At 68.9% G+C, this 19385-nt stretch carries 18 protein-coding genes; 13 read left to right on the top strand and 5 right to left on the bottom strand.

The window, feature by feature from the left end; all coding sequences use genetic code 11:
* The first annotated feature begins 31 nt into the window (after positions 1-31).
* From ASD21_RS22860 to ASD21_RS22870, 3 genes are all read left to right on the top strand, one after another.
* A complete protein-coding gene (locus ASD21_RS22860; RefSeq protein ID WP_082554923.1) occupies positions 32-3811 on the top strand; it encodes a LamG-like jellyroll fold domain-containing protein in 3780 nt (1259 codons plus the stop codon).
* Between the two features lie 52 nt (positions 3812-3863).
* Positions 3864-4067 carry a hypothetical protein gene (locus ASD21_RS22865; RefSeq protein WP_056447129.1) on the top strand — a complete coding sequence of 68 codons (204 nt, stop codon included), beginning with the start codon at positions 3864-3866 and terminating at the stop codon, positions 4065-4067.
* 410 nt (positions 4068-4477) lie between these two features.
* Positions 4478-4756, top strand: coding sequence for an HU family DNA-binding protein (locus ASD21_RS22870; protein WP_056447131.1), 279 nt, complete (start codon positions 4478-4480; stop codon positions 4754-4756).
* Between the two features lie 325 nt (positions 4757-5081).
* On the opposite strand, the gene ASD21_RS22875 is transcribed toward ASD21_RS22870, so the two are convergent.
* Together ASD21_RS22875 and ASD21_RS22880 are read right to left on the bottom strand one after the other, a co-directional pair.
* Positions 5082-5900: a LytR/AlgR family response regulator transcription factor gene (locus tag ASD21_RS22875; RefSeq protein ID WP_056447135.1), complete on the bottom strand. Its 819-nt coding sequence runs from the start codon at positions 5898-5900 to the stop codon at positions 5082-5084.
* Entirely contained in the window at positions 5897-6955 is a 1059-nt protein-coding gene (locus ASD21_RS22880; RefSeq protein WP_056447137.1) for a sensor histidine kinase, read from the bottom strand. Before ASD21_RS22880 ends, ASD21_RS22875 begins: the two co-directional genes overlap by 4 nt.
* A gap of 183 nt (positions 6956-7138) precedes the next feature.
* Between ASD21_RS22880 and ASD21_RS24330 the strand changes: the two genes are divergently transcribed.
* The 6 genes from ASD21_RS24330 to ASD21_RS22910 all read left to right on the top strand — a co-directional run bounded on the left by ASD21_RS24330 (position 7139) and on the right by ASD21_RS22910 (position 13938).
* Positions 7139-7405: a hypothetical protein gene (locus tag ASD21_RS24330; protein ID WP_162250272.1), complete on the top strand. Its 267-nt coding sequence runs from the start codon at positions 7139-7141 to the stop codon at positions 7403-7405.
* Positions 7395-7835: a hypothetical protein gene (locus ASD21_RS22890; RefSeq protein ID WP_056447143.1), complete on the top strand. Its 441-nt coding sequence runs from the start codon at positions 7395-7397 to the stop codon at positions 7833-7835. The genes ASD21_RS24330 and ASD21_RS22890 overlap by 11 nt, the downstream gene beginning before the upstream one ends.
* A gap of 8 nt (positions 7836-7843) precedes the next feature.
* Positions 7844-8362, top strand: a complete 519-nt coding sequence (locus ASD21_RS22895; RefSeq protein ID WP_056447147.1) for a hypothetical protein — start codon at positions 7844-7846, stop codon at positions 8360-8362.
* A gap of 266 nt (positions 8363-8628) precedes the next feature.
* Positions 8629-11829 (top strand): TonB-dependent receptor, encoded by a 3201-nt coding sequence (locus tag ASD21_RS22900; protein WP_056447150.1) that lies wholly within the window; start codon positions 8629-8631, stop codon positions 11827-11829.
* A 133-nt stretch (positions 11830-11962) separates the two neighbouring features.
* The gene (locus ASD21_RS22905) at positions 11963-13114 is read left to right on the top strand and encodes an aldose epimerase family protein (RefSeq protein ID WP_056447153.1); all 1152 of its coding nucleotides are present in this window, start codon (positions 11963-11965) and stop codon (positions 13112-13114) included.
* Positions 13111-13938 carry an oxidoreductase gene (locus tag ASD21_RS22910; RefSeq protein WP_056447156.1) on the top strand — a complete coding sequence of 276 codons (828 nt, stop codon included), beginning with the start codon at positions 13111-13113 and terminating at the stop codon, positions 13936-13938. Before ASD21_RS22905 ends, ASD21_RS22910 begins: the two co-directional genes overlap by 4 nt.
* Before the next feature lie 152 nt (positions 13939-14090).
* On the opposite strand, the gene ASD21_RS22915 is transcribed toward ASD21_RS22910, so the two are convergent.
* From ASD21_RS22915 to ASD21_RS22925, 3 genes are read right to left on the bottom strand one after another with little or no spacing between them, the layout of a single operon-like run.
* Positions 14091-15440, bottom strand: coding sequence for a hypothetical protein (locus ASD21_RS22915; RefSeq protein ID WP_056447157.1), 1350 nt, complete (start codon positions 15438-15440; stop codon positions 14091-14093).
* Positions 15441-15442: 2 nt separating this feature from the next.
* Positions 15443-16096, bottom strand: coding sequence for a cysteine hydrolase family protein (locus tag ASD21_RS22920; RefSeq protein WP_056447161.1), 654 nt, complete (start codon positions 16094-16096; stop codon positions 15443-15445).
* Positions 16093-17157, bottom strand: coding sequence for an LLM class flavin-dependent oxidoreductase (locus ASD21_RS22925; protein WP_056447164.1), 1065 nt, complete (start codon positions 17155-17157; stop codon positions 16093-16095). Before ASD21_RS22925 ends, ASD21_RS22920 begins: the two co-directional genes overlap by 4 nt.
* A 99-nt stretch (positions 17158-17256) precedes the next feature.
* On the opposite strand from ASD21_RS22925, the gene ASD21_RS22930 reads away from it, so the two are divergent.
* Genes ASD21_RS22930 through arsC form a run of 4 tightly spaced genes read left to right on the top strand, consistent with a single transcriptional unit; the run spans position 17257 to position 19260 of the window.
* Complete coding sequence (locus tag ASD21_RS22930; protein ID WP_056447167.1) at positions 17257-17628, top strand: ArsR/SmtB family transcription factor; 372 nt, start codon at positions 17257-17259, stop codon at positions 17626-17628.
* Positions 17625-18173 (top strand): arsenate reductase ArsC, encoded by a 549-nt coding sequence (locus ASD21_RS22935; protein WP_056447170.1) that lies wholly within the window; start codon positions 17625-17627, stop codon positions 18171-18173. The genes ASD21_RS22930 and ASD21_RS22935 overlap by 4 nt, the downstream gene beginning before the upstream one ends.
* Complete coding sequence (locus ASD21_RS22940; RefSeq protein WP_056447173.1) at positions 18170-18844, top strand: MIP/aquaporin family protein; 675 nt, start codon at positions 18170-18172, stop codon at positions 18842-18844. Before ASD21_RS22935 ends, ASD21_RS22940 begins: the two co-directional genes overlap by 4 nt.
* Entirely contained in the window at positions 18841-19260 is a 420-nt protein-coding gene (arsC, locus tag ASD21_RS22945) for an arsenate reductase (glutaredoxin) (protein WP_056447176.1), read from the top strand. The genes ASD21_RS22940 and arsC overlap by 4 nt, the downstream gene beginning before the upstream one ends.
* The last annotated feature ends 125 nt before the right edge of the window (positions 19261-19385 follow it).

Below are 19385 nucleotides of genomic sequence, written 5' to 3' on the forward strand. Positions count from 1 at the left end.
GACTCGAAACGAGCGATTTCAGGGAGGGCGAATGGCCCGCGTAAGACACACCCTCAAGACCGCGCTGCTGCTGTCGGCCGCGCTGACCGTCGCCCCCGCCCTCGCCCACGCCGCTGACGACAGCGGCCTGCTGTTTCACCTGACGGGCGACAAGGGCCTGACCGCCGACGTCGCCGGCGGCGTGGCCGCGCCCAACTTCGCCGACAAGGTCAAGATCCAGAAGGACCCCATCCGCGGCGCCTATATCGAGGCGGCCGGCGACGAGACGCTCAGCTGGATGGCCCCGGGCAACATCTACGCCCAGCGCGGCACGCTCAGCTTCTACTGGCGGGCCCGCGATCCGGTCGGGACCACGCCCTTCCCGTTGTTCCGCGTCGGCTACGCCGACCACACCAGCTGGGACATGGCCTGGCTGCGCATCGACTGGAACGGCAAGGGCTTCGACGCCTTCGTCACCGACGACAACCTCTCGCGCGTGCGGGTCAGCGCCACCGCCGCGCCGCCCAAGCCCGACCAGTGGATCCTGGTGACCTTCACCTGGGACGAGGCCAAGGGCATCGCCCTCTACATCGACGGCAAGCCGGTGGCCTCGAAGGCCCAGACGGCCGCCCTGGACGCGGGCCTGGACCAGTTCGGCCCACACAGCCGGGTGATCTCGCCCCACCAAGTGCAGAGCGCCTACCAGTTCGTCCGCGGCGGCGACGTCGACGACATCCGCGTCTACGATCGCGCCCTGGACGAGGCCGCCGTGGCCGGCCTGGCCGCCGGCAAGGACCCCGCCCCAGGGAGCGCGACCACCGACGCCCAAGAACGCTCGAAGACCTGGCTCTATCGCTACGGCTGGAACCGTCCCGCCGATCCGCCGCCCTACCTGGCCGACGCCAGGACGGTGATCCGCAAGGTCGAGTTCGCCGACCAGTACGACCGCCAGCAGCGGATGAGCCAGGGCTCGGACGGCATCGCCGAGACCACCTGGCCCGGCGTCTATAACCGTTCGAAACTGCCCGGCCGCCACGACTATTTCGAGCTGCCCGACTGGAACACCTATGTCGAGGGCGGCAAGGCCGTCACCTTCATCCTGCCCGACGAGCCCTATAACCGCCTGGAGTTCCAGGGCGCGGCCTACGGATCGCTGACCACCATCGACGCGGCCGGCAAGGAGACCCCGCTGGCCAAGCGCGCCAAGGGCGAGCTGCGCACCTTCAACCAGTTCGCGGCCCTCAGGGGCGGCAAGCTGCGCTTCGACAACGTGGTGCAGGAGACCCCGATCCAGGAGCTGGCGGCCTACAACGTCACGGCCGCCGCTGAACCGGACGAGTTCACCCTGGCCTACGTCGTGCGCCCCGGCGCCGACCCGGCGACCTACCCCTCGCTGGACGAGCTTTCGACCTTCGTGAAGGGCCGGTACGCGGCCGGCGAGCGGACCATCGTGACCGCCCTGCCCGCCTCCGCGCCCAGCAAGCCCCGCGCCGACGCGGCCGCGGCTCCCGGCCAGCCGATCGTCCACGTGCTGATCCCCGCCGACTTCCGCCAGAACCGCCCCGGCGGTCCGGTCGGCAAGTTCCAGTACGGCTGGCAGGGCATGGACGCGGGCCTGGACGGCGTGGCGCTCGACATCCCCGCCCTGAACGTCAAGGCCACCCACGGCGGCCTGTTCCCGCTGAACATCAAGATCAAGGACCCGCTGTGGCCGGGCCGGGACCTGATCGACGTCAACGTCTCGGTCAAGCCGGGCGAGGCCCGCACGGTCTATCTCGACACCCGCGACCGCATGCTGCCCGAAGGCAAGAGCCTGTATCTGAGCATCGCCGCGGCCGGCGTCGACTTCGACGCCAAGTCGCTGGACGGCATGGCCGTGCGCCTGAAGTTCAAGCCCTCGGCCGACGCCAAGGCCGAGCACGTCGCCGACCGCCTGGCCCAGGCGCGCGACAACCTGGCCTTCCTGGTCGAGGAGCACGACGTCTCCAAGCGCCTGGCCCGCTACGCGCGGCTGGACCTGGAGCTGTCGGACTTGCTGCGCGTCGATCCGACCAACCCGCACGGCCGCGAGATGTGGTTCGAGCTCAATCCCGAGCAGCCGGGCCCGGCCGTCACCGTGCCGACCGCGCCGGCCGGCGTGCCCAAGTGGGCGTTCCTGCAGGTCGAGGATCTCAAGCGGGTGCGCCACTTCATCGAGTGGTGGATCGACAAGCGCCAGGACGCCTATGGCGACTTCGGCGGCGGGATCTCGGACGACGACGACCTGACCGCCCAGTGGCCGCCTCTGGCCCTGATGGGCGACATCCCCGACAAGACCACCGCCTCGCTGAACGCCCTGCTCGACGCGGCCTACAAGAACGACATGATCCCGGCCGGTCTGTCGAAGATCAAGACCGACGAGCTGCACTCGTACGAAGAGGCGATCAACCTCAAGGCCGAGGCCATGTACACCAGCTACGGCGACCCCAAGATCGTCGAGCGGATGATGGAGACGGCCCGGGCCTATCCGATCGTCGCCAACAAGGGCGAGGACGGCCACGTCCACATCCTCAGCCGCTACTTCTCGGCCACCGACGTGTCGCGCGACGGGCCCTGGGGCTGGTCGCATCCCTATTCGTACCTGATCCTGCATCCCGGCATGCTGCTGGGCGACTTCAACGGCGATCCGACGATGCGCAAGCTGATCGTCGAGCTGGCCGACGGCCATCTGGCGCACGGCAAGCAGGATCCGGACGGGACCTGGCGCTATCCGGAAGACATCAACGCCGCCACCGGCCAGTCGCGCGGCGAACTGACCGGCAAGGGCCGCGGCAACGTCGCGACCATGCAGCTGTTCTGGGCCGCCTGGCGCTGGACCGGCGACGAGAAGTACCTGCGCCCCCTGAGGGGCGAGATCGTCCACCAGTCGGGCCGCGGTCTCGAGGAGCTGAACAGCGACGTGATCGACATGCTGGGCCTGCGCGCCCAGGCCACGCCGATGATCAAGTCCATGGTCGCCAAGGGCTCGGACGATCCGTTCACCCTGTACGAGGCCTGGCGCTCGACCGGCGACACCGCCTATCTGGAAAAGGTCTACGGCGACGAAATCACCACCGCCGAGCAGCGAATGTGGATGATGACCGAGGCCCACTGGTGGAGCGACCGGGTGGAGCTGTTCAGCGACATCCTGCAGCGCTCGCGCCTCGGCGGCATGGCTCTGCGCCGCAATCAGATGTTCCCGGGCCATCTGGTCAGCTGGCGGTTCGATACGCCGACCGCGGCCGAGGACGTCGGCATCCTGGTCACCGGCGGACAGAAAAGCTTCAAGGTCGCCGGCTACAACCTGACCGGCCAGCCGCTGCACGCGGTGATGACGGGGTGGGACATCGCGGCCGGCCAGTGGTTGGTGACGCGCGCCGTGGAGGGTTCGGCCGAGCCGGCTTCGTCGGTCGCCTTCGAACGCACCACCGGCCTGGACCTGACCTTCGCCCCCGGCAAGACCACGACCTGGGAGTTCACCCTGCAGACCCCCGCCGCCACGCCCGTGACCGAACGTTCCGACCTCGGGATCGGCCGAGACGACGTCAAGGCCGGCAAGTCGGGCCTGACCGTCACCGTGCACAGCCTGGGCGCCAAGCCCGCCCCGGCCTCGGTGGTGGTGGTGGAAGACGCCTCGGGCAAGGAATTGGCGCGGACGACCACGCCCGTGCTGCCCGCGCCCCTGGACTTGAAGCCCAAAACCGTTCAGGTCGCCCTGAAGGCCAACTGGAAGACCGGCTACCGCGTCCGCATCCTCACTCCGGCCGGCGCGCCGGAGATCACCCAGCTCAATAATATCGTCGCCGCCCCCTGACCTTAGCTTGGAGACCCCGGAGCGGAGGCGTTCCGGGGGCGTTGCTTACCCCATGGCCGAAACCCTCACCGTTCCTCGCGACATCGTCCAGCGCCTGCGCGCCCGCCTTCCCGCCGTGACGCGCGAGCACCTGTTCGACTGCTACGCGATCAGCGAGACCACCTGGACCAAGCTGCGCGACGGCAAGCCGATCAAGCGCTCGACGCTGGATCGGATCCTCCAGCGCTACGAACGGCTTCTGTCCCTGGCGGCGTGATCCCGGACCGACGTCACGACGTTCCAGAACGACGTGTCGCCGGCGCCGCCGACGGGCTCCCGTCTCCTGGCGGAACGAGATTCCGCCGCTGCTCCGAGGACCAGATCGCACCGCCCGGTCGGGCCTCCAGCGAATCCTCGGAAGCGGGTTTGCGAGTCGATTCTGAGGATCCGCCGCCTCTCTTCGCAGACGCACAATCGGTTCGCACTTGCGCAAAGGCCGCCACGCGCCCTGAGAGACCCTCCGTTAACCACCAATAAAGGGTTGTTATAGCGAGGATTTTCCGCAACCTAGCGCCCGCCAGCCGTCCTCGGGAAGGCGCGTTAACCCTCGCTTTTATGATGAGGTGACAAAGCGCGTTCAGCCCGGCAGGGTTGGCTCTCTTTTGATTCCAGCAGATGAGCTGATTTATGAACGTTTCGGATCTGGTCGACGCCGCCGTGGCCGCCGACGACAAGCTGACCAAGACTCAGGCCAAGGCCATCATCGACGGCGTCTTCAAGTCGCTGACCGACGCCGCCGTGAAGGGCGAAGAAGTCTCGATCCCGGGCTTCGGCAAGTTCAAGGTCCAGGCCAAGCCGGCCCGCACCGGCCGCAACCCCTCGACGGGCGCCGCCATCCAGATCGCGGCCAGCAAGAAGGTCGCCTTCACGCCGGCCAAGCAACTGAAGGACGCCGTCAACGGCTAATCCCTCGGCGAGCGGCCGGCCTCACCGCCGGCCGCTCATCCGGCCTTCCAGCGCGAAAGCCTGAAGCGCCCGCCCGTCGGTTCGACCGATGCGGCTTTTCCGGACGGCCCCTGGCCTCCGACGCGGTGGTTCCGCCCCCGCGCTCTGTCTTCCAAGACAATCAAAGACGCTAGCCAGCTCAATCGACATTAGGCTTCGGCAGCGAAGACCTCGTCCTTCGACAAGCTCAGGATGAGGTTTTCTATTGCCGCCGCCTGCACACTGGTCCTCATCCTGAGCTTGTCGAAGGACGAGGGCCACGCACCAGGCTTGACGGTCGATAGACCTACGACGGCTCGGACCTCCCCGCCCGTCCCGACGACCGGCGGAACAGCCGTCGCACGGCCGCGGCATGGCTGCGGCCCACCGCCGGCCGGGCGCCCGTCGACAGCACCGCCGTCAGCCCGCCACCCGGACGCGGCGCCAGCTGGGCCACCCGGTCGCGCTGGACCACCGCCGACCGATGGATGCGCACGAAGGCCTCCGGGTCCAGCCGTTCGACCAGGCCGCGGATCGAGTCCCGGACCAGATAGCTGCGCGTCCCGACATGCAGGCGGACATAGTCGCGCTCGGCCTCGATCCAGTCCAGGTCGCGCACCAGCACCCGCTGGGCCCCGCCCCGGCCCTCGATCCACAGCTCGGTCTCGAAGTTGCTCGCCGCGCCTCGCCCCTCGGCTCTGAGGTCCTGGACGATGGCCCGCAGCTCGCCGATCCGCTGCTCGGCGTCGCGGGCGCGGATCTGGGCCCGGGCCCGAGCCAGGGCCTCGGCCACCCGCGGCCCGTCGAACGGCTTGAGCAGATAGTCCACCGCCGCCAGGTCGAAGGCCTGGATGGCGTAGCGGTCGAAGGCGGTGGCGAAGATCACCACGGGGCCGTCGGGACCGGCCAGGGCGCGGGCCACGCTGACCCCGTCGCGGCCGGGCATCTTGATGTCGATGATCACCACCTGGGCGGCGGTCTCGCGCGCCAGGGCCAGGGCCTGGTCGCCGTCGGCGGCGGTCGCGACGATCCGCACGTCCTCGACCTCGGCCGTCAGGCGCCGCAGGCGGCGCAGGGCCAGGGGCTCGTCGTCGGCCAGCAGGACGGTCAACGCCTCGTCGCTCATGGCGCGCGCTCCAGCGGCAGGTCCAGCCGCACCTGGAAACCCCTGGGCTCGCGCGAGCCGCAGGTCAGGGCCGCCTGGTCGCCGTAGCGGGTCTCCAGCCGCCGGCGGACGTTCTCCAGCCCCACGCCCAGGCCCGGCGGCCCGCCCACCGCCCCGACCCCGTCGTCGGTGACGGTGATCGACATCCGGCCGTCGCGCTGGGCGGCGACCACCTCGATGACGATGGGCTCGCTGGTGCGCGCCAGGCCGTGCTTGACGGCGTTCTCGATGATCGGCTGCAGGATCAGGTTGGGCACCAGGGCGTCGGCCAGGGCCTTGGGCGTGCGCTCGACGTAGCGCAGGCGCTCGCCGAACCGGATCTGCTCGATGGCCACATACTGCCGCTCGCCGTCCAGCTCCTCGGCCAGGGTGACCATCTCGCGCACGTCGCGCTCCAGCGAGCGGCGCAGGAAGCCCGACAGGCCCAGGATCATCTGCTCGGCGCGGTCGTTCTGCCGCTCCATCACCAGGGTGGCCAGGGCGTTGAGGGTGTTGAACAGGAAGTGCGGACTGATCTGGTAGCGCAGCATGCGGTTCTGGGTCTCGGTGGCCAGCACCCGCGCCGCCTCCAGCTTGAACCGGGCTTCGCGCGCGGCCAGATCGGCGTGCACGGCCATGAAGATCGCCGCCCAGGCCGCGAAGAACCAGAACACCGTGCGGCTGATCGACATCACGCCCCAGAAGGTCGACTCCGGCCAGCGCGGCAGGATGGCGCAATAGACCGTGTAGTCGACCACGCCGAACACCAGCGAGCCGACCAGCGACAGGCCGGCGACCAGGGCCAGGCGCCGCACGAACGGCCAGGGCGTCGAGCGCAGCAGCACCGGCCCCATGGCCTGGCACATCAGGGCGCCGATCAGGCAGACCACCGCGCGCCGGAACGCCCCGTCCCAGAAATGCGGGGCCTTGGCGCTGACCCAGCCCAGGGTCATGGCGGCGTAGGCCAGCAGCCAGACCCCCGTCGTGGCGATCAGGATGGTCCGGGTCTGCTGCTGGGCGGCCGGCGTCGACGTCATGGGCCATTGTCGCCGCTGGGGGCTCGCGCGCAAAGCGCCGTTCGCAGACATGACGAGACCGTTGGCAGACGATCGCGCCGCTCGCAGCAGAACGCCGACCGTTGGTCTCCGAGCGCCTGACAGGCCGGTCCCGGCGGGCAAGATCAACGGGCCAAGATTCTCATGCTCACGGAGGGAGCCCAGATGACCGCGCGCTCCAACATTCCGATGCTGACCCTGCGGGCGCAGATCACCATCGAGGTCTCGGCGCTGGACTATGTCGAGGCGGCCGAGCACCAGCGGCGGGCCGAGGCCCTGTTCGCGGCCGTCCGCGCCGAATACCCCGCGGCCGCCTTCGCCTTCCACCACCTGCGGCCCAAGCTGGCGGGCGAGGCCAAGGCCGGCGAACCCACCGCGCCGCGCCGCTACAAGACCCGTCCGCGCGTCCTGGCGGTCTATCATGACAGCTGAGGTCGTGCGCATCCGCCGCCGCGACGCGGTGCTGGCCGCGCTGGAAAGCTTCCGGCGGATCCACCCCGCCATCAGCCTGACCAGCGTCCGGGCCTTCCTCTATGTCGCCGAGAACCCGGGCATCAACGTCACCGAACTGGCCGTGGCCTGCGGGCTGACCGACGCCGGCGCCTCGCGCGTGTCGCGCGCCCTGGCCGGACCGCAGATCGACCGGCCGCTGCCGCCGTCCCTGGGTCTGCTGGCGTGCGAGGTCAGCGCCGTCGATCCGCGCGAGCGCCTGCTGTGGCTGTCGCCGCGCGGCCAGGCCCTGGTCGAACGCATCGAGCAGTTGATCGCCGCCCAGACGCCGATCGCCCTGCCCGCCGCCGCCCTGTCCGACGACCAGCCGGACCCCGAATCCGCCCCCATCCTCGCCACGCGCTCGCACTGAGAGACCCCATGCGAATATCCTTTCGGAAGACCGAAATCGGCCCCCTGACCGCGATCCTGGGCGGCGGGCTCACGGCCGCCTTGCTGGACATCACCTACGCCTTCGTCTTCTTCGGCCTGCGCGGGGCAAATCCGGTCCGGATCCTGCAGACGATCGCCAGCGGCGTGCTGGGCAAGGCGGCCTATCAGGGCGGGGCCGGCGCGGCGATCCTCGGCGCCTTCCTCCATGCCGGCATCGCCGTGGTCATGGCCGCGGTCTATGTCTCGGCCAGCCGCGTGCTCCCCGCGTTGAACAGGCGGCCCTGGCTGTGGGGACCGCTGTACGGGATCGGCTGCTATCTGGTCATGAACTACGTCGTGCTGCTGCTGAGGTTCGGCCCCAGGCCGGCTCCGCACCTCGAGGTGCTGGCGGGCGGCGTGGCCATCCACATGTTCGGCGTCGGCCTGCCGATCGCCCTGTTCGCGGCCCGCGCGGCGCTTTCGTCCCGCCTTCCCGGCTCGACCTCCACGCCCCAGCCCGCCGCCTGACCCCCGCCGGCTCGCGTCAAAACCGGTTCAGCTCTCATCGACCTCGTCGATGAGAGCTTTCGCGCGTCATTACTTGAATATATAGCCCCGTAGTTATCCATAATTCAAATGTACTTACCGATCAGTATTGAAATTCAACCGTGTCGACGCTGTGACAACATTTCAGTATTTCAATAATAAGCGTAAGTTCTATTGACCCGACACGCCGTAATTCGCTGTCTGAAGGTATCGCGAAAGCTTTTCGCCTTCCACGAACAGGGGGTTACATGTCCGCCAATTCGAACTCATCCAACCGACGATTCCAGTCTCCGGCCGCTTCCCGGCGCGCGCGGCTCCTGGCCTCGACCATGGCGGCGGGCCTGGCCTGCGTCGCCGCGCCCGCGGGTCTGGCAGTCCTGATCGGCCTGGCGCCGCAGGCGGCCCTGGCCCAGGACTACAGCTCCGGCGCCCTGGCGGGTACGGTCGCCGACGCCAACGGCACGCCGGTGGCCGGCGCCTCGGTCAAGGTCAAGTCGCTGGCCCAGGGCTTCGAGCGCGACCTGACCACCGACGCCGACGGCCAGTTCCGCATCGCCCTGATCCCGTCGGGCGGCTACTCGGTCTCGATCAGCAAGGCCGGCTACCAGGCTGTCAACAACCCCAACGTCCGCGTCACCGTCGGTTCGACCGCCAATTTCGGCTTCACGATCAACGAGGAAGGCGCGGCGGTCTCGGAGGTCGTCGTCACCGGCACGGCCAATCCGCAGCTGGACTTCGCCGGCACCACGACGGGCCTGGTGGTCGATGTCGAGACCCTGACCAAGCAGGTGCCGATCTCCCGCAACCTCACCGCCCTGGTCCTGCTGGCCCCGTCGGCGATCCCCGGCGACTCCAGCACCAACTTCGTCGTCCAAGGGCAATCCCAGCCCGCCGTCGGCGGCGCCTCGGTCGGCGAGAACGTCTTCTATATCAACGGCTTGAACATCAGCAACTTCGTCAACGGCATCGGCGCGGCGGTCGTGCCGTTCGAGTTCTACAAGTCGGTCGAGGTCAAGACCGGCGGCTATCCGGCCGAATTCGGCCGCGGCACCGGCGCGATGATCAACGCCGTGACCAAGTCGGGCTCCAACGACTTCATGTTCGCCCTGCACGGCAGCTACGAGCCGGACAAGTGGCGCGAGCAGATGCCCAACACCACGATCGCCCGCAACTCGCTGGCCCATCGCACCGACAACAGCTTCACGGTCGAGGCCGGCGGCCCGATCATCCGCGACCGCCTGTTCTTCTACGGCCTGGCCAGCTTCCAGAACCTGGAGGCCCAGAACGCGACCAACAACACCTCGCCCACCGCGGTGCGCAGCAGCGTGACCAAGGACCGCACGGCCGACCCGTTCTACGCCTTCAAGCTGGACGGCTACATCACCGACAGCCAGCACCTGGAGCTCACCTATTTCGACACCAGCCGCAAGCGTAAGCGCGACAGCTATCAATACACCCTGGCCGACGAGCAGATCCTGCCGGAGCGCGCCAGCGCCGACAGCCTCTACCAGGGCGGCGAGAACTATGTGGCGCGCTACACCGGAACCTTCACCGACTGGCTGACGATCTCGGCCGCCTATGGCCGCAGCGAGGTCGACAACAAGTCGATCAGCAATCTGCTCACCGAGTCCCTGGTGCAGGACAACCGCACGGGCACGGCCTCGACGGTCAGCCGCCAGACCGCCAGCTCGGCCACCGTGCCGTCCCTGGCCCAGCGCGAGTTCTATCGCGCCGACGCCGACCTCTATTTCAAGTTCTTCGGCGACCACCACATCCGCGGCGGGTTCGACGAGGAGAAGACCCTGCTGACCCAGTTCACCGTCCGCAACGGCGAGCGCAACTGGATCTACCGCAAGGCCGGCGCCAGCGGCGCCCAAGGCGGCGCGATCGGGCCGAACCAGGAATATGTCGAGATGCGCCGCTTCGAGTCCGGCGGCGGCTACAGCGGCAAGAACAAGGCCTATTACATTCAGGACGCCTGGGACGTCACCAACGCCCTGACCCTGAACCTGGGCGTCCGCAAGGACCAGTTCTCGGTGATGAATCCGCTGGGCCAGGTGTTCTCGTCGTTCGACGACGAGATCGGCCTGCGCCTGGGCTTCGCCTACGACCTGTTCGGGGCGCGCACCGACAAGCTGTACGGGTCCTACGGCCGGACCTATCTGCCGGTGGCGTCCAACACCGCCTTCCGCGCCGCCTCGCCCGCCATCGACGCCTCGGAGTTCTTCTTCCCGATCGGCGGCCCCGGCTCGACCTTCACCCTCGATCCGAAGACCGGCAAGCCCATCGGCGGCGTGGGCACCCAGGCCACCGGCGGCAGCCTGGTGCCTTGCGTGGCGACGGTGAAGAGCATCGCGCCGGTCGGGACCCAGGCCTGCGTGATCCGCAACAACGGCTTGGCGCCCGATCCGGACACGGTCTCGGCCCTGAACCTCAAGTCCACCTATCAGGACGAATACATCCTGGGCTTCGAGCACCGCTTCAACGCCCTGTGGAGCGGCGGCGTCAACCTGACCTACCGCGACCTGGGCCGGGTCAGCGAAGACGCCGTGATGGACCAGGGCATCCGGGTCTGGTGTTCGGCCAACGGTTTCGCCCAGACCAACGCGGCCAAGACCGGCTGCACCGACGTCTGGAACGGCACCCACCAGTTCCTGATCATCAACCCGGGCAGCGACGTGAAGGTCAAGCTGTCCAACCCCTTGCCCGGCGAAACCACCGCCCGGACGATCACCATCACCGCCCAGCAGATGGCCTTCCCCAAGGCCAAGCGCGAATATCTGGGGCTGGAATTCAACTTCGACCGCGAGTTCGACGGCAAATGGGGGCTGAGGGGCTCCTACATCCTGTCGGAGTCCAAGGGCAATTTCGAAGGGGCGGCCCGCTCGGACAACGGCCAGACCGACGCCGGCATCACCGTCGACTTCGACCGTCTGGCCTACATCCCCGGAGCCTATGGCCTGCTGCCAAACCACCGGGGCCACCAGATCAAGCTGTTCGGCTCCTACGCCGTCCTCGAGGACCTGCTGTTCGGCGGCAATCTGTCGGTGCTGTCGCCGCGCAAGTACGGATGCATCGGCCTGGCCGCGCCCAACTCGGCGCCGGACTGGCAGGAGGCCAACGCCGACGGCGCCAACGCGCGCTTCTGCGGCGGCAAGATCGTCAATCGCGGGACCTCGTTCGAAAGCGACTGGGTCACCCGCTTCGACGTCTCGATGCGCTACACGGTCCCGGCCAAGTATGTGCCCCTGATGCCGGGAGTGGGCAGCGAGGGCGACAGCAACCTCGTGCTGCGGGCCGACATCTTCAACGTCTTCAACCTGCAGGGCGCCACCGACTTCGACGAGTTCGGCGAAACCGCCGGCGGCCAGGCCAGCGCCACGTACGGCAAGGTCAGGGCCTACCAGGCGCCGCGTTCGGTGCGCCTGGGCTTCGACTGGCAGTTCTAGGCCAAGTGTCCCCCACGGCCTGAATCGGGAGGCCGTTTCCGATCCGTCGGAAGCGGCCTCTTGATCTCGCCGGCCATTTTGCCGACACCGGTTTCCATAACAGCTCTGCGCGAGCGATCTTGGGAAGGAAGCCATGGCTGTCGCAGCGAACCAGACCCGGGCCGCGCTCGCCCCCGCCCTGCTGTTCGCCGCCGGCCTGCTCTGCGCGCCCTCCGCCGACGCCCTGGCCGCCACCGCGACCCGCGCGCCCTACGGCGTCACCGCCGCCGGCGCCCCCGTCGAGATCTTCACGCTGAAGAACGACCACGGCATGACGGTCAAGGTGCTGTCCTACGGCGGCGTCATCACCCAGGTCGACGTCCCCGACCGCCAGGGCAGGATCCAGAACGTCGCCCTGGAGCTGGCCGATCTGAAGACCTACGAGGCCCGGGCCAATTTCAGTTCGCTGCTGGGCCGCTACGCCAACCGGATCTCGAACGGCGGCTTCTCGATCGACGGCGTCCGCCACGACCTGCCCAGCAGCGCCGAGGGCGTCTCCTCGCACGGCGGCCCCACGGGCTTCTCCACGCGGCTGTGGACCGGGACGCCGTTCAAGCGCCACGGCGCGGCCGGCGTCACCCTGGCCTACACCGCCGCCGACGGCGAAGGCGGCTATCCCGGAACCCTGAAGGCCGCCGTGACCTACACGGTCACCCGCCAGAACGTCCTGCGCATCGACTATCGCGCGACCACCGACAAGCCCACGGTGATCAATCTCAGCCACCACGTCTATTTCAACCTGGCGGGCGGCGGGACCATCTACGACCAGACCGCCCAGGTGCTGGCCCAGAGCTTCACCCCGATCAACGCGCGCAAGCTGGCGACCGGCGAGATCGCGCCCGTCGCCGGCACGGCCCTGGACCTGCGCGAGCCGGTCCGCCTGGGCGACCGGGTCACGGCCGACGATCCCCAGATCAAGTTCGCCAACGGCTTCGACCACAACTTCGTCGTCGACGGCGGCGGGCGCGGCAAGCTGGTCCCCGCCGTCCGCGTGGCCGACCCGGCCAGCGGCCGCACCCTGGAGGTCGCCACCACCCAGCCGGGCGTCCAGCTGTTCACCGCCAACAGCTTCAATGGAACCCTCAAGACGCCCGACGGTCGTCCGCTCGAGAAGGGCGCGGGCCTGGCCATCGAGACCCAGCACTTCGCCGACAGCCCCAACCACCCCAACTTCCCGTCGACCGTGCTGCGGCCGGGGCGGACGTTCAAGCAGACGACGGAGTTCCGGTTCGGGGGGAACCCATGACCAGGACCTGGCTGATCACCGGCGTCTCCGGCGGGCTGGGACGCGAGATCGCCCGAGCGGCCCTGGCGCGCGGCGACATGGTGTTCGGCACGGTGCGCCAGGCGGCCGACGCCGACGCTTTCGCGCGGCTGGGCGGCCAGGCCCTGATCCTCGACGTCACCGACGAGGCCGCCGTGAAGGCGGGCGTCGCCCGGGCCGAGGGCGTCGCGGGCCGGATCGACATCCTAGTCAACAACGCCGGCTACGGCCTGGTCGGAGCGGTGGAGGAGGCCTCGCTCGACGAGGTTCGCGCCCAGTTCGAGACCAACCTCATCGGCCCGCTGGCGATGCTGAAGGCGGTGCTGCCGGCCATGCGCGCCCGCCGCGCCGGGCGGATCATCAACATCACCTCGGTCTCGGGCTTGGCGGTCTGGGCCGGCACCGGCGTCTATTGCGCCAGCAAGTGGGCGCTGGAAGGCCTGACCCAGACCCTGGCCGCCGAGGTGGCCGAGTTGGGGATCAAGGTGACCAATGTCGCCCCGGGCGGCCTGCGCACCGGCTTCTCCGCCGGCTCCAAGGCCGTCGTCGCCGGCAAGATCGCCGACTATGACGGTCTGGCCCGCGACGCCGAGCGGATCATGGCCGACCACGCCGGCCGCGAGCCCGGCGACCCGGCCAAGGCGGCCCAGGCCATCCTGACCATCGCCGACGAAGAGGCCCCGCCCCTGCACCTGTTGCTGGGCGAGGACGCCCTGACCTACGCCGGCCGCGCCGCCGCCGGCCTGCAAGCCGACATCGACGCCTGGAGGGATCTGAGCCTGTCGATCGGCTTCGCCGCGCGCTAGGGCGCGCCGCTCCTAACTCCGGTGCGTGGTCCTCGTCCTTCGACAAGCTCAGGATGAGGACCAAGTGTAGGCGGTGGCCGTAGAAAACCTCATCCTGAGCCTGTCGAAGGACGAGGTTTTCGCTGCCGAGGCCGACGGTCGGCGATCACGCTCTAGACGCCGTCCCCGGCATCCGCCCGCCCGCAGATCGCCAAGGCCGTCAGGGCGTAGACCAGGGCGCTGTCGACCAGGTCCTGGGGCGTGGGCCGCCAGCGGCGGAAGCCGGTGGTGATGGCCGGGATGCGCTGCATGTTGAACACGTTGTGGTCGCGCCACATGCTGGAATAGACCGGGTCGGCCAAGGCGACCGGATGGCCGAGGCTGAGCCTGGTGGCGTCGTCGACGGCGGCGACCAAGGGGGCCACCTCGCGGGCGTCGGCCTCGAAGCCGTGGCGCGCCACCACCGGCTCGATGTCGATCCGGCCCAGGCCGTTGTCGCGGACCATGGCCTCCAGCGAGCGCTGGACGTCGGCCACCCGCTGCTTGGGGGTCAGGCCGACCTCGAGATAGAGGTTCACCACTTCCGTCCCCGCCCCGAAGGCGAACGGCACGCCGCCGCGGATCGAGTCGATCTGCGACCTGGGCTGGGCCACGCCGCCGGGGCTTTCGTAGCGATTGTTCGTCTCGTACGCGCCGCTCCAGGCGTGGATGGCGTCGGTCAGCTTGCCGATCCTGTAGATCGGATTCGGATGCTGGGCCGCCGTGGCCGGATGCTCAAGCAGCGGGGTGAACACCCCCTCCCCCCAGACCCGCAACCGGAACACCGCATAGCCGCAGCCCACCCAGGTCAGGCCGAAATCGCAGCCCTCGGCGGCGATGGCGTAGTCCGGGGCCACGCCCCCATGGTGGAACAGGTAGTGGGCCCCGATGTCCTTGCCCATATAGGCGACGCCCCGGTGCTCCTCGATCGGCTCGGGGCCGATCTCGCCGGGACAGGCGGTCAGATAGAGTTTGCCCGCCAGGTCGTAGCCGGCCGTCTTCAGCGCCTTGGCGGCGATCATGAAGCAGCTCATCGGGCCGCGATCGTTGGCGATCGGATAGCCGTACAGCTTGCCGTCCTCCAGCCAGCACTTTTCCCATTCGGGATTGGCCAGGGTCTCGGGCGCGTACTTGTAGGCGTCCAGATCCGGGTTCCAGGTCGGGGCCTCGGTGTCGAGGTGGGCGGTGAACAGCAGGTTCTTGCCCCCAATGGTGTTGGAGCCCTTGCCGCCGTAGGTCCCGATGATGTTGGGGCGCTCGGGCGTGGCCCCCACCTTGCGCGGCGAAAAGCCCTCGCGCGCCATCCAGTCGTGGACGTAGTTGGCGACTTCGAGCTCCTTGCCGGAGGGCGCGGGGATGTTGCCCAGGGTCAGGGCCAGTTCGACGATCTCGTCCTGGCTGATGGCGGCGGCGATGGCGGCGCGGTCGGCGTCGGTGACCTGGTAGGGCGCGCGGGCGTCCAGGGGCGGAAATCCGTCGGCCATGCTCAGGCGGTCCCTTTCCACGCGGCCGCCACCGCGGCCGTGTCGGTCAGGATCGCGCTGTTCAGCGCCATCACCTTCAGCGACGCGGCGTGGATGTCCGCCTCGTAGGCGGCGCAGGCGTCGGCGGCGACGAACACGTGGTAGTCCAGGTCGAAAGCGTCGCGGACCGTGCCGTCGACGCAGCACTCGGTGGTCAGGCCCGCCACCACCAGGGTGTCGACGCCCATCCTGGTCAGCCGCATGTCCAGATCGGTGCCGACGAAGCCGCTGTAGCGGGTCTTGGACACCACCAGTTCGCCCGGCGCCGGCTTGGGGCCGTAGAACTCCGAGCCCGCCTGCCCGGCCCGGCACAGGGCCGCGCCGACCTCGGGGTCGCCGCCGCGCCGGCGCATGCGCTCGCTCCAGGCCGCGGAGTCGGTCTCCGGCGTGGTCGACAGGCCCACGAACACCACCGGCACGCCGGCCGCGCGGGCCGCGGCGACCAGCTTTTCGGCGGCCGCCAGGGCGGGCTCGACCACGCTCATGTCGATGAACGCGCCCAGAACCCCGTCCGGCGAGGCGAAGTCGACCTGCATGTCGATCACCAGCACCGCCGTGCGGCCCGGCGCGATCCAGGCGGCCAGGCCGTCAGCGGTCTCGGCGCTCGCGGCGCTCACGAATAGACCGCCCGCAGGCTCGGCAGGATGTCGCCCCCGAACATGGTCAGGCCCTCGACATAGTCGGGGAAGATCAGCATCAGCCCGTCCAGCTGGCAGTAATCGACGAACGCCTCGATCTGCTCGGCGCAGGTCTTCGGCGCGCCGACCACGGTGTGGGTCATGAAGGCCCCCTGCTGGGCCGCGACGCTCGACAGCTTCTCGGCCGGCACGCCCCAGCTGGCCAGCATGGCCAGGATCGCGGCCATGTCGGCCCCGTCCTTGTAGTGCTCGACCATCGCCTGGGCCTTGGCGTCGGTGTCGCCGTGGACCACCGTGCACATGGCGTAGGTCTTGATGCTCTTGCCCAGGGCCCGCGCGGTCTTCTTGGCGCGCAGCGAGGCGTCGCGGCGCTCGTCGGCCGTGCGGCCGCCGATGAAGCAGACGTCGGCCTCGCGCACCGAGAACTGGAAGCCCCGGTCGCTCATGCCCGCGCAGATCAGCTCCGGACGCGGCTTGGCCAGCGGCTTGGGCTTGGACTGGCAGTCCTTCATCGTGAAGAACTTACCGGCGAAATCGACGCTGTCCTCGGCCCACAGGCGCTTGACGATGCAGGTCCATTCCTCGGTCAGGGCGTAGCGGTCGTCGTGCGAGAGGCTGTCGTCCCAGGCGCCCATCTGGTCGAACTCGCCCTTGTAGGCGCCGGCCACGATGTTCAGGCCCGCGCGGCCGCCGCTGACGTGGTCGAGGGTGGAGATCAGCTTGGCCGCCACGGCCGGGTTCTGCAGCAGCGGGTGGAGGGTGGCCCAGATGCGCACGCTCGACGTGGCCTCGGCGATGCCGGCCATCATGGTCACCGACTCCAGGGCCGTGCCCCAGTGGTCGGTCTCGCCGCCGAAGCCGCGGAACTTGGCCATGGACATCACGAAGTCCATGCCGACCTGGTCGGCGAGAACCGCCGCGGCCCTGTTCTGCGGATAGAGGCCGTCGAGGACCGGCGTGGTCTTTGAAATGATCCAGCCGCCGTTGGCGACCGGCAGGAACACGCCGAAGTCCTTGTGCTTGGATGGGCTGTGAAACAAGGCGGCTCCTCCTTACGCGACGTCTGGAAGCATACTGGGAACCGGTTCCGGTCTCGAAGCCATATTCCTTTCGTCACATATTTCGATCATATTGGAAGTATGGAATCAAAAGCCGCCGCCGCGACTCTCTCCGCCCTGGGCCACGAGGGCCGACTGGCGATCTTCCGCCTGTTGGTGCAAGCCGGCGCGCAAGGCGTCGCGGCCGGCGAGATCGCCCGCCGCCTGGACATGATTCCCAACACCCTGTCGGCCAATCTGAACGTCCTGTCCCACGCCGGCCTGATCGGCTCGCGGCGCGAGGGGCGCTCGATCATCTATGCGGCCGACTACGGCGCCATGAGCGGCCTGCTGGGTTTCCTGATGCAGGATTGCTGCGACGGAGCGCCCGAGATCTGCGCGCCGCTCGGCGACATTCTGGCCAGGGCCGCCGCCTGCGATGCAACCTGCCTGGCCGAACCGGAGACCGCATGAGCGACCAACCCGATCACCGCCCGCTGAACGTCCTGTTCCTCTGCACCCACAATTCGGCGCGATCGATCTTCGCCGAAGCCATCATGAACCGCGTGGGCGCGGGCCGCTTCCGGGCCTTCTCCGCCGGCTCGGCGCCCAGCGGAACGGTCAATCCGCACGCCCTGAACCTGTTGAAGCACCTCAACCACAAGACCGACGGCCTGCGCTCCAAGCCCTGGGACGAGTTCGCGGTGTTGAACAATCCCGACGCGCCCGAGCTCGATTTCGTGTTCACCGTCTGCGACAACGCGGCCGGCGAGGTCTGCCCGATCTGGCCCGGTCAGCCGATGAGCGCCCATTGGGGCGTTCCCGACCCCTCGGCCGCGACCGGCACGGACGCCGAGATCGCCCTGGCCTTCGCCGAGGCCTATCGCCAGCTGAACAGCCGCATCACCCTGTTCTGCGCCCTGCCCATGGCCTCGCTGGACCGGCTGTCGCTGCAACGCCGCCTGGACGAGATCGGCAAATCGACCGCCTCCGACAAAGCGGGCGCCTCGGCGCGATGACCGTCTTTTCCCTGTCGCGCCGCCTCGCCGCCGAAGCCCTCGGCTCGGCCCTGCTGCTGGCGGTCGTCATCGGCTCCGGAGTCATGGGCGAGCGGCTGTCCGGCGGAAACGTCGCCATCGCCCTGCTGGGCAACACCCTGGCGACCGGCGCCGGGCTGGTGGTGCTGATCACGGTGTTCGGACCGATCTCGGGCGCGCATTTCAATCCCGCCGTCACCCTGGTCGCCCTGCTGCGCCGCGACATCAAGGCCCAGCAGGCCCTGCTCTACGCCGTCGCCCAGATCGTCGGCGCGGTCGCGGGCGTCTGGCTGGCCCACGCCATGTTCGCCGAGCCCATCCTGCAGGTCTCGACCAAGCTGCGCGACGGCCCCGCCCAGATGCTGGCCGAGACGGTCGCCACCTTCGGCCTGGTCGCCACGATCCTGGGCGTCGTTCGCTTCCGCCCCGACTTCACGGCCGTCGCGGTCGGGCTTTACATCACCGCCGCTTACTGGTTCACCGCCTCGACATCCTTCGCTAATCCGGCGGTCACCGTGGCGCGCAGCCTGTCGAACACCTTCGCCGGCATAGCGCCCGCCTCGGCCCCCGCCTTCATCCTCGCCCAGTTCGTCGGCGCCCTGACGGCGGCCTTGACGTTCGGATGGCTTCTCAAGGAAAAACCCGCCCCATGACCGACGCCGATTTTCCCATCACCATCTTCCACAATCCCGGCTGCGGCACCTCGCGCAACACTCTGGCGATGATCCGGGCGGCCGGATACGCGCCCTCGGTGGTGGAGTATCTGAAGACCCGCTTGACCCGCCAGCAACTGGCCGAGCTTCTGGCCCAGGGCGGCGTGCGGCCGCGCGAGTGGCTGCGGGTCAAGGGCACGCCCGCCGAGGCCCTGGGCCTGACCGCGCCCGAGGTTTCCGACGACGCGATCCTGGACGCCATGATCGCCGAGCCGATCCTGGTCGAGCGCCCGATCGTGGTCAGCCCCAAGGGCGTGCGGCTGTGCCGGCCTTCGGAGCGGGTGTTCGACCTGCTGGAGACCGCGCCGGAAAGCTTCACCAAGGAAGACGGCGAGGTCGTCCGCCCACGCGGCTAGCTTTCGGGGGCGCGGGATTGTCCGTGAACGGAGACTGTCGCAAATCTGTCGCCAAACTGTGACAAATGACGGCGGCACAGGACGTACAGTTTGTTCGTTCCCTCCTTATCGCCCCCGAAAGTAGG

The organism is Caulobacter sp. Root1455 (assembly GCF_001426905.1).
GTDB lineage: Bacteria > Pseudomonadota > Alphaproteobacteria > Caulobacterales > Caulobacteraceae > Caulobacter.

Coding starts and splice junctions, on each gene's coding strand:
- ASD21_RS22860 (WP_082554923.1), top strand. CDS start 32: ATGGCCCGCGTAAGACACACCCTCAAGACCGCGCTGCTGCTGTCGGCC.
- ASD21_RS22865 (WP_056447129.1), top strand. CDS start 3,864: ATGGCCGAAACCCTCACCGTTCCTCGCGACATCGTCCAGCGCCTGCGC.
- ASD21_RS22870 (WP_056447131.1), top strand. CDS start 4,478: ATGAACGTTTCGGATCTGGTCGACGCCGCCGTGGCCGCCGACGACAAG.
- ASD21_RS22875 (WP_056447135.1), bottom strand. CDS start 5,900: ATGAGCGACGAGGCGTTGACCGTCCTGCTGGCCGACGACGAGCCCCTG.
- ASD21_RS22880 (WP_056447137.1), bottom strand. CDS start 6,955: ATGACGTCGACGCCGGCCGCCCAGCAGCAGACCCGGACCATCCTGATC.
- ASD21_RS24330 (WP_162250272.1), top strand. CDS start 7,139: ATGACCGCGCGCTCCAACATTCCGATGCTGACCCTGCGGGCGCAGATC.
- ASD21_RS22890 (WP_056447143.1), top strand. CDS start 7,395: ATGACAGCTGAGGTCGTGCGCATCCGCCGCCGCGACGCGGTGCTGGCC.
- ASD21_RS22895 (WP_056447147.1), top strand. CDS start 7,844: ATGCGAATATCCTTTCGGAAGACCGAAATCGGCCCCCTGACCGCGATC.
- ASD21_RS22900 (WP_056447150.1), top strand. CDS start 8,629: ATGTCCGCCAATTCGAACTCATCCAACCGACGATTCCAGTCTCCGGCC.
- ASD21_RS22905 (WP_056447153.1), top strand. CDS start 11,963: ATGGCTGTCGCAGCGAACCAGACCCGGGCCGCGCTCGCCCCCGCCCTG.
- ASD21_RS22910 (WP_056447156.1), top strand. CDS start 13,111: ATGACCAGGACCTGGCTGATCACCGGCGTCTCCGGCGGGCTGGGACGC.
- ASD21_RS22915 (WP_056447157.1), bottom strand. CDS start 15,440: ATGGCCGACGGATTTCCGCCCCTGGACGCCCGCGCGCCCTACCAGGTC.
- ASD21_RS22930 (WP_056447167.1), top strand. CDS start 17,257: ATGGAATCAAAAGCCGCCGCCGCGACTCTCTCCGCCCTGGGCCACGAG.
- ASD21_RS22935 (WP_056447170.1), top strand. CDS start 17,625: ATGAGCGACCAACCCGATCACCGCCCGCTGAACGTCCTGTTCCTCTGC.
- ASD21_RS22940 (WP_056447173.1), top strand. CDS start 18,170: ATGACCGTCTTTTCCCTGTCGCGCCGCCTCGCCGCCGAAGCCCTCGGC.
- arsC (WP_056447176.1), top strand. CDS start 18,841: ATGACCGACGCCGATTTTCCCATCACCATCTTCCACAATCCCGGCTGC.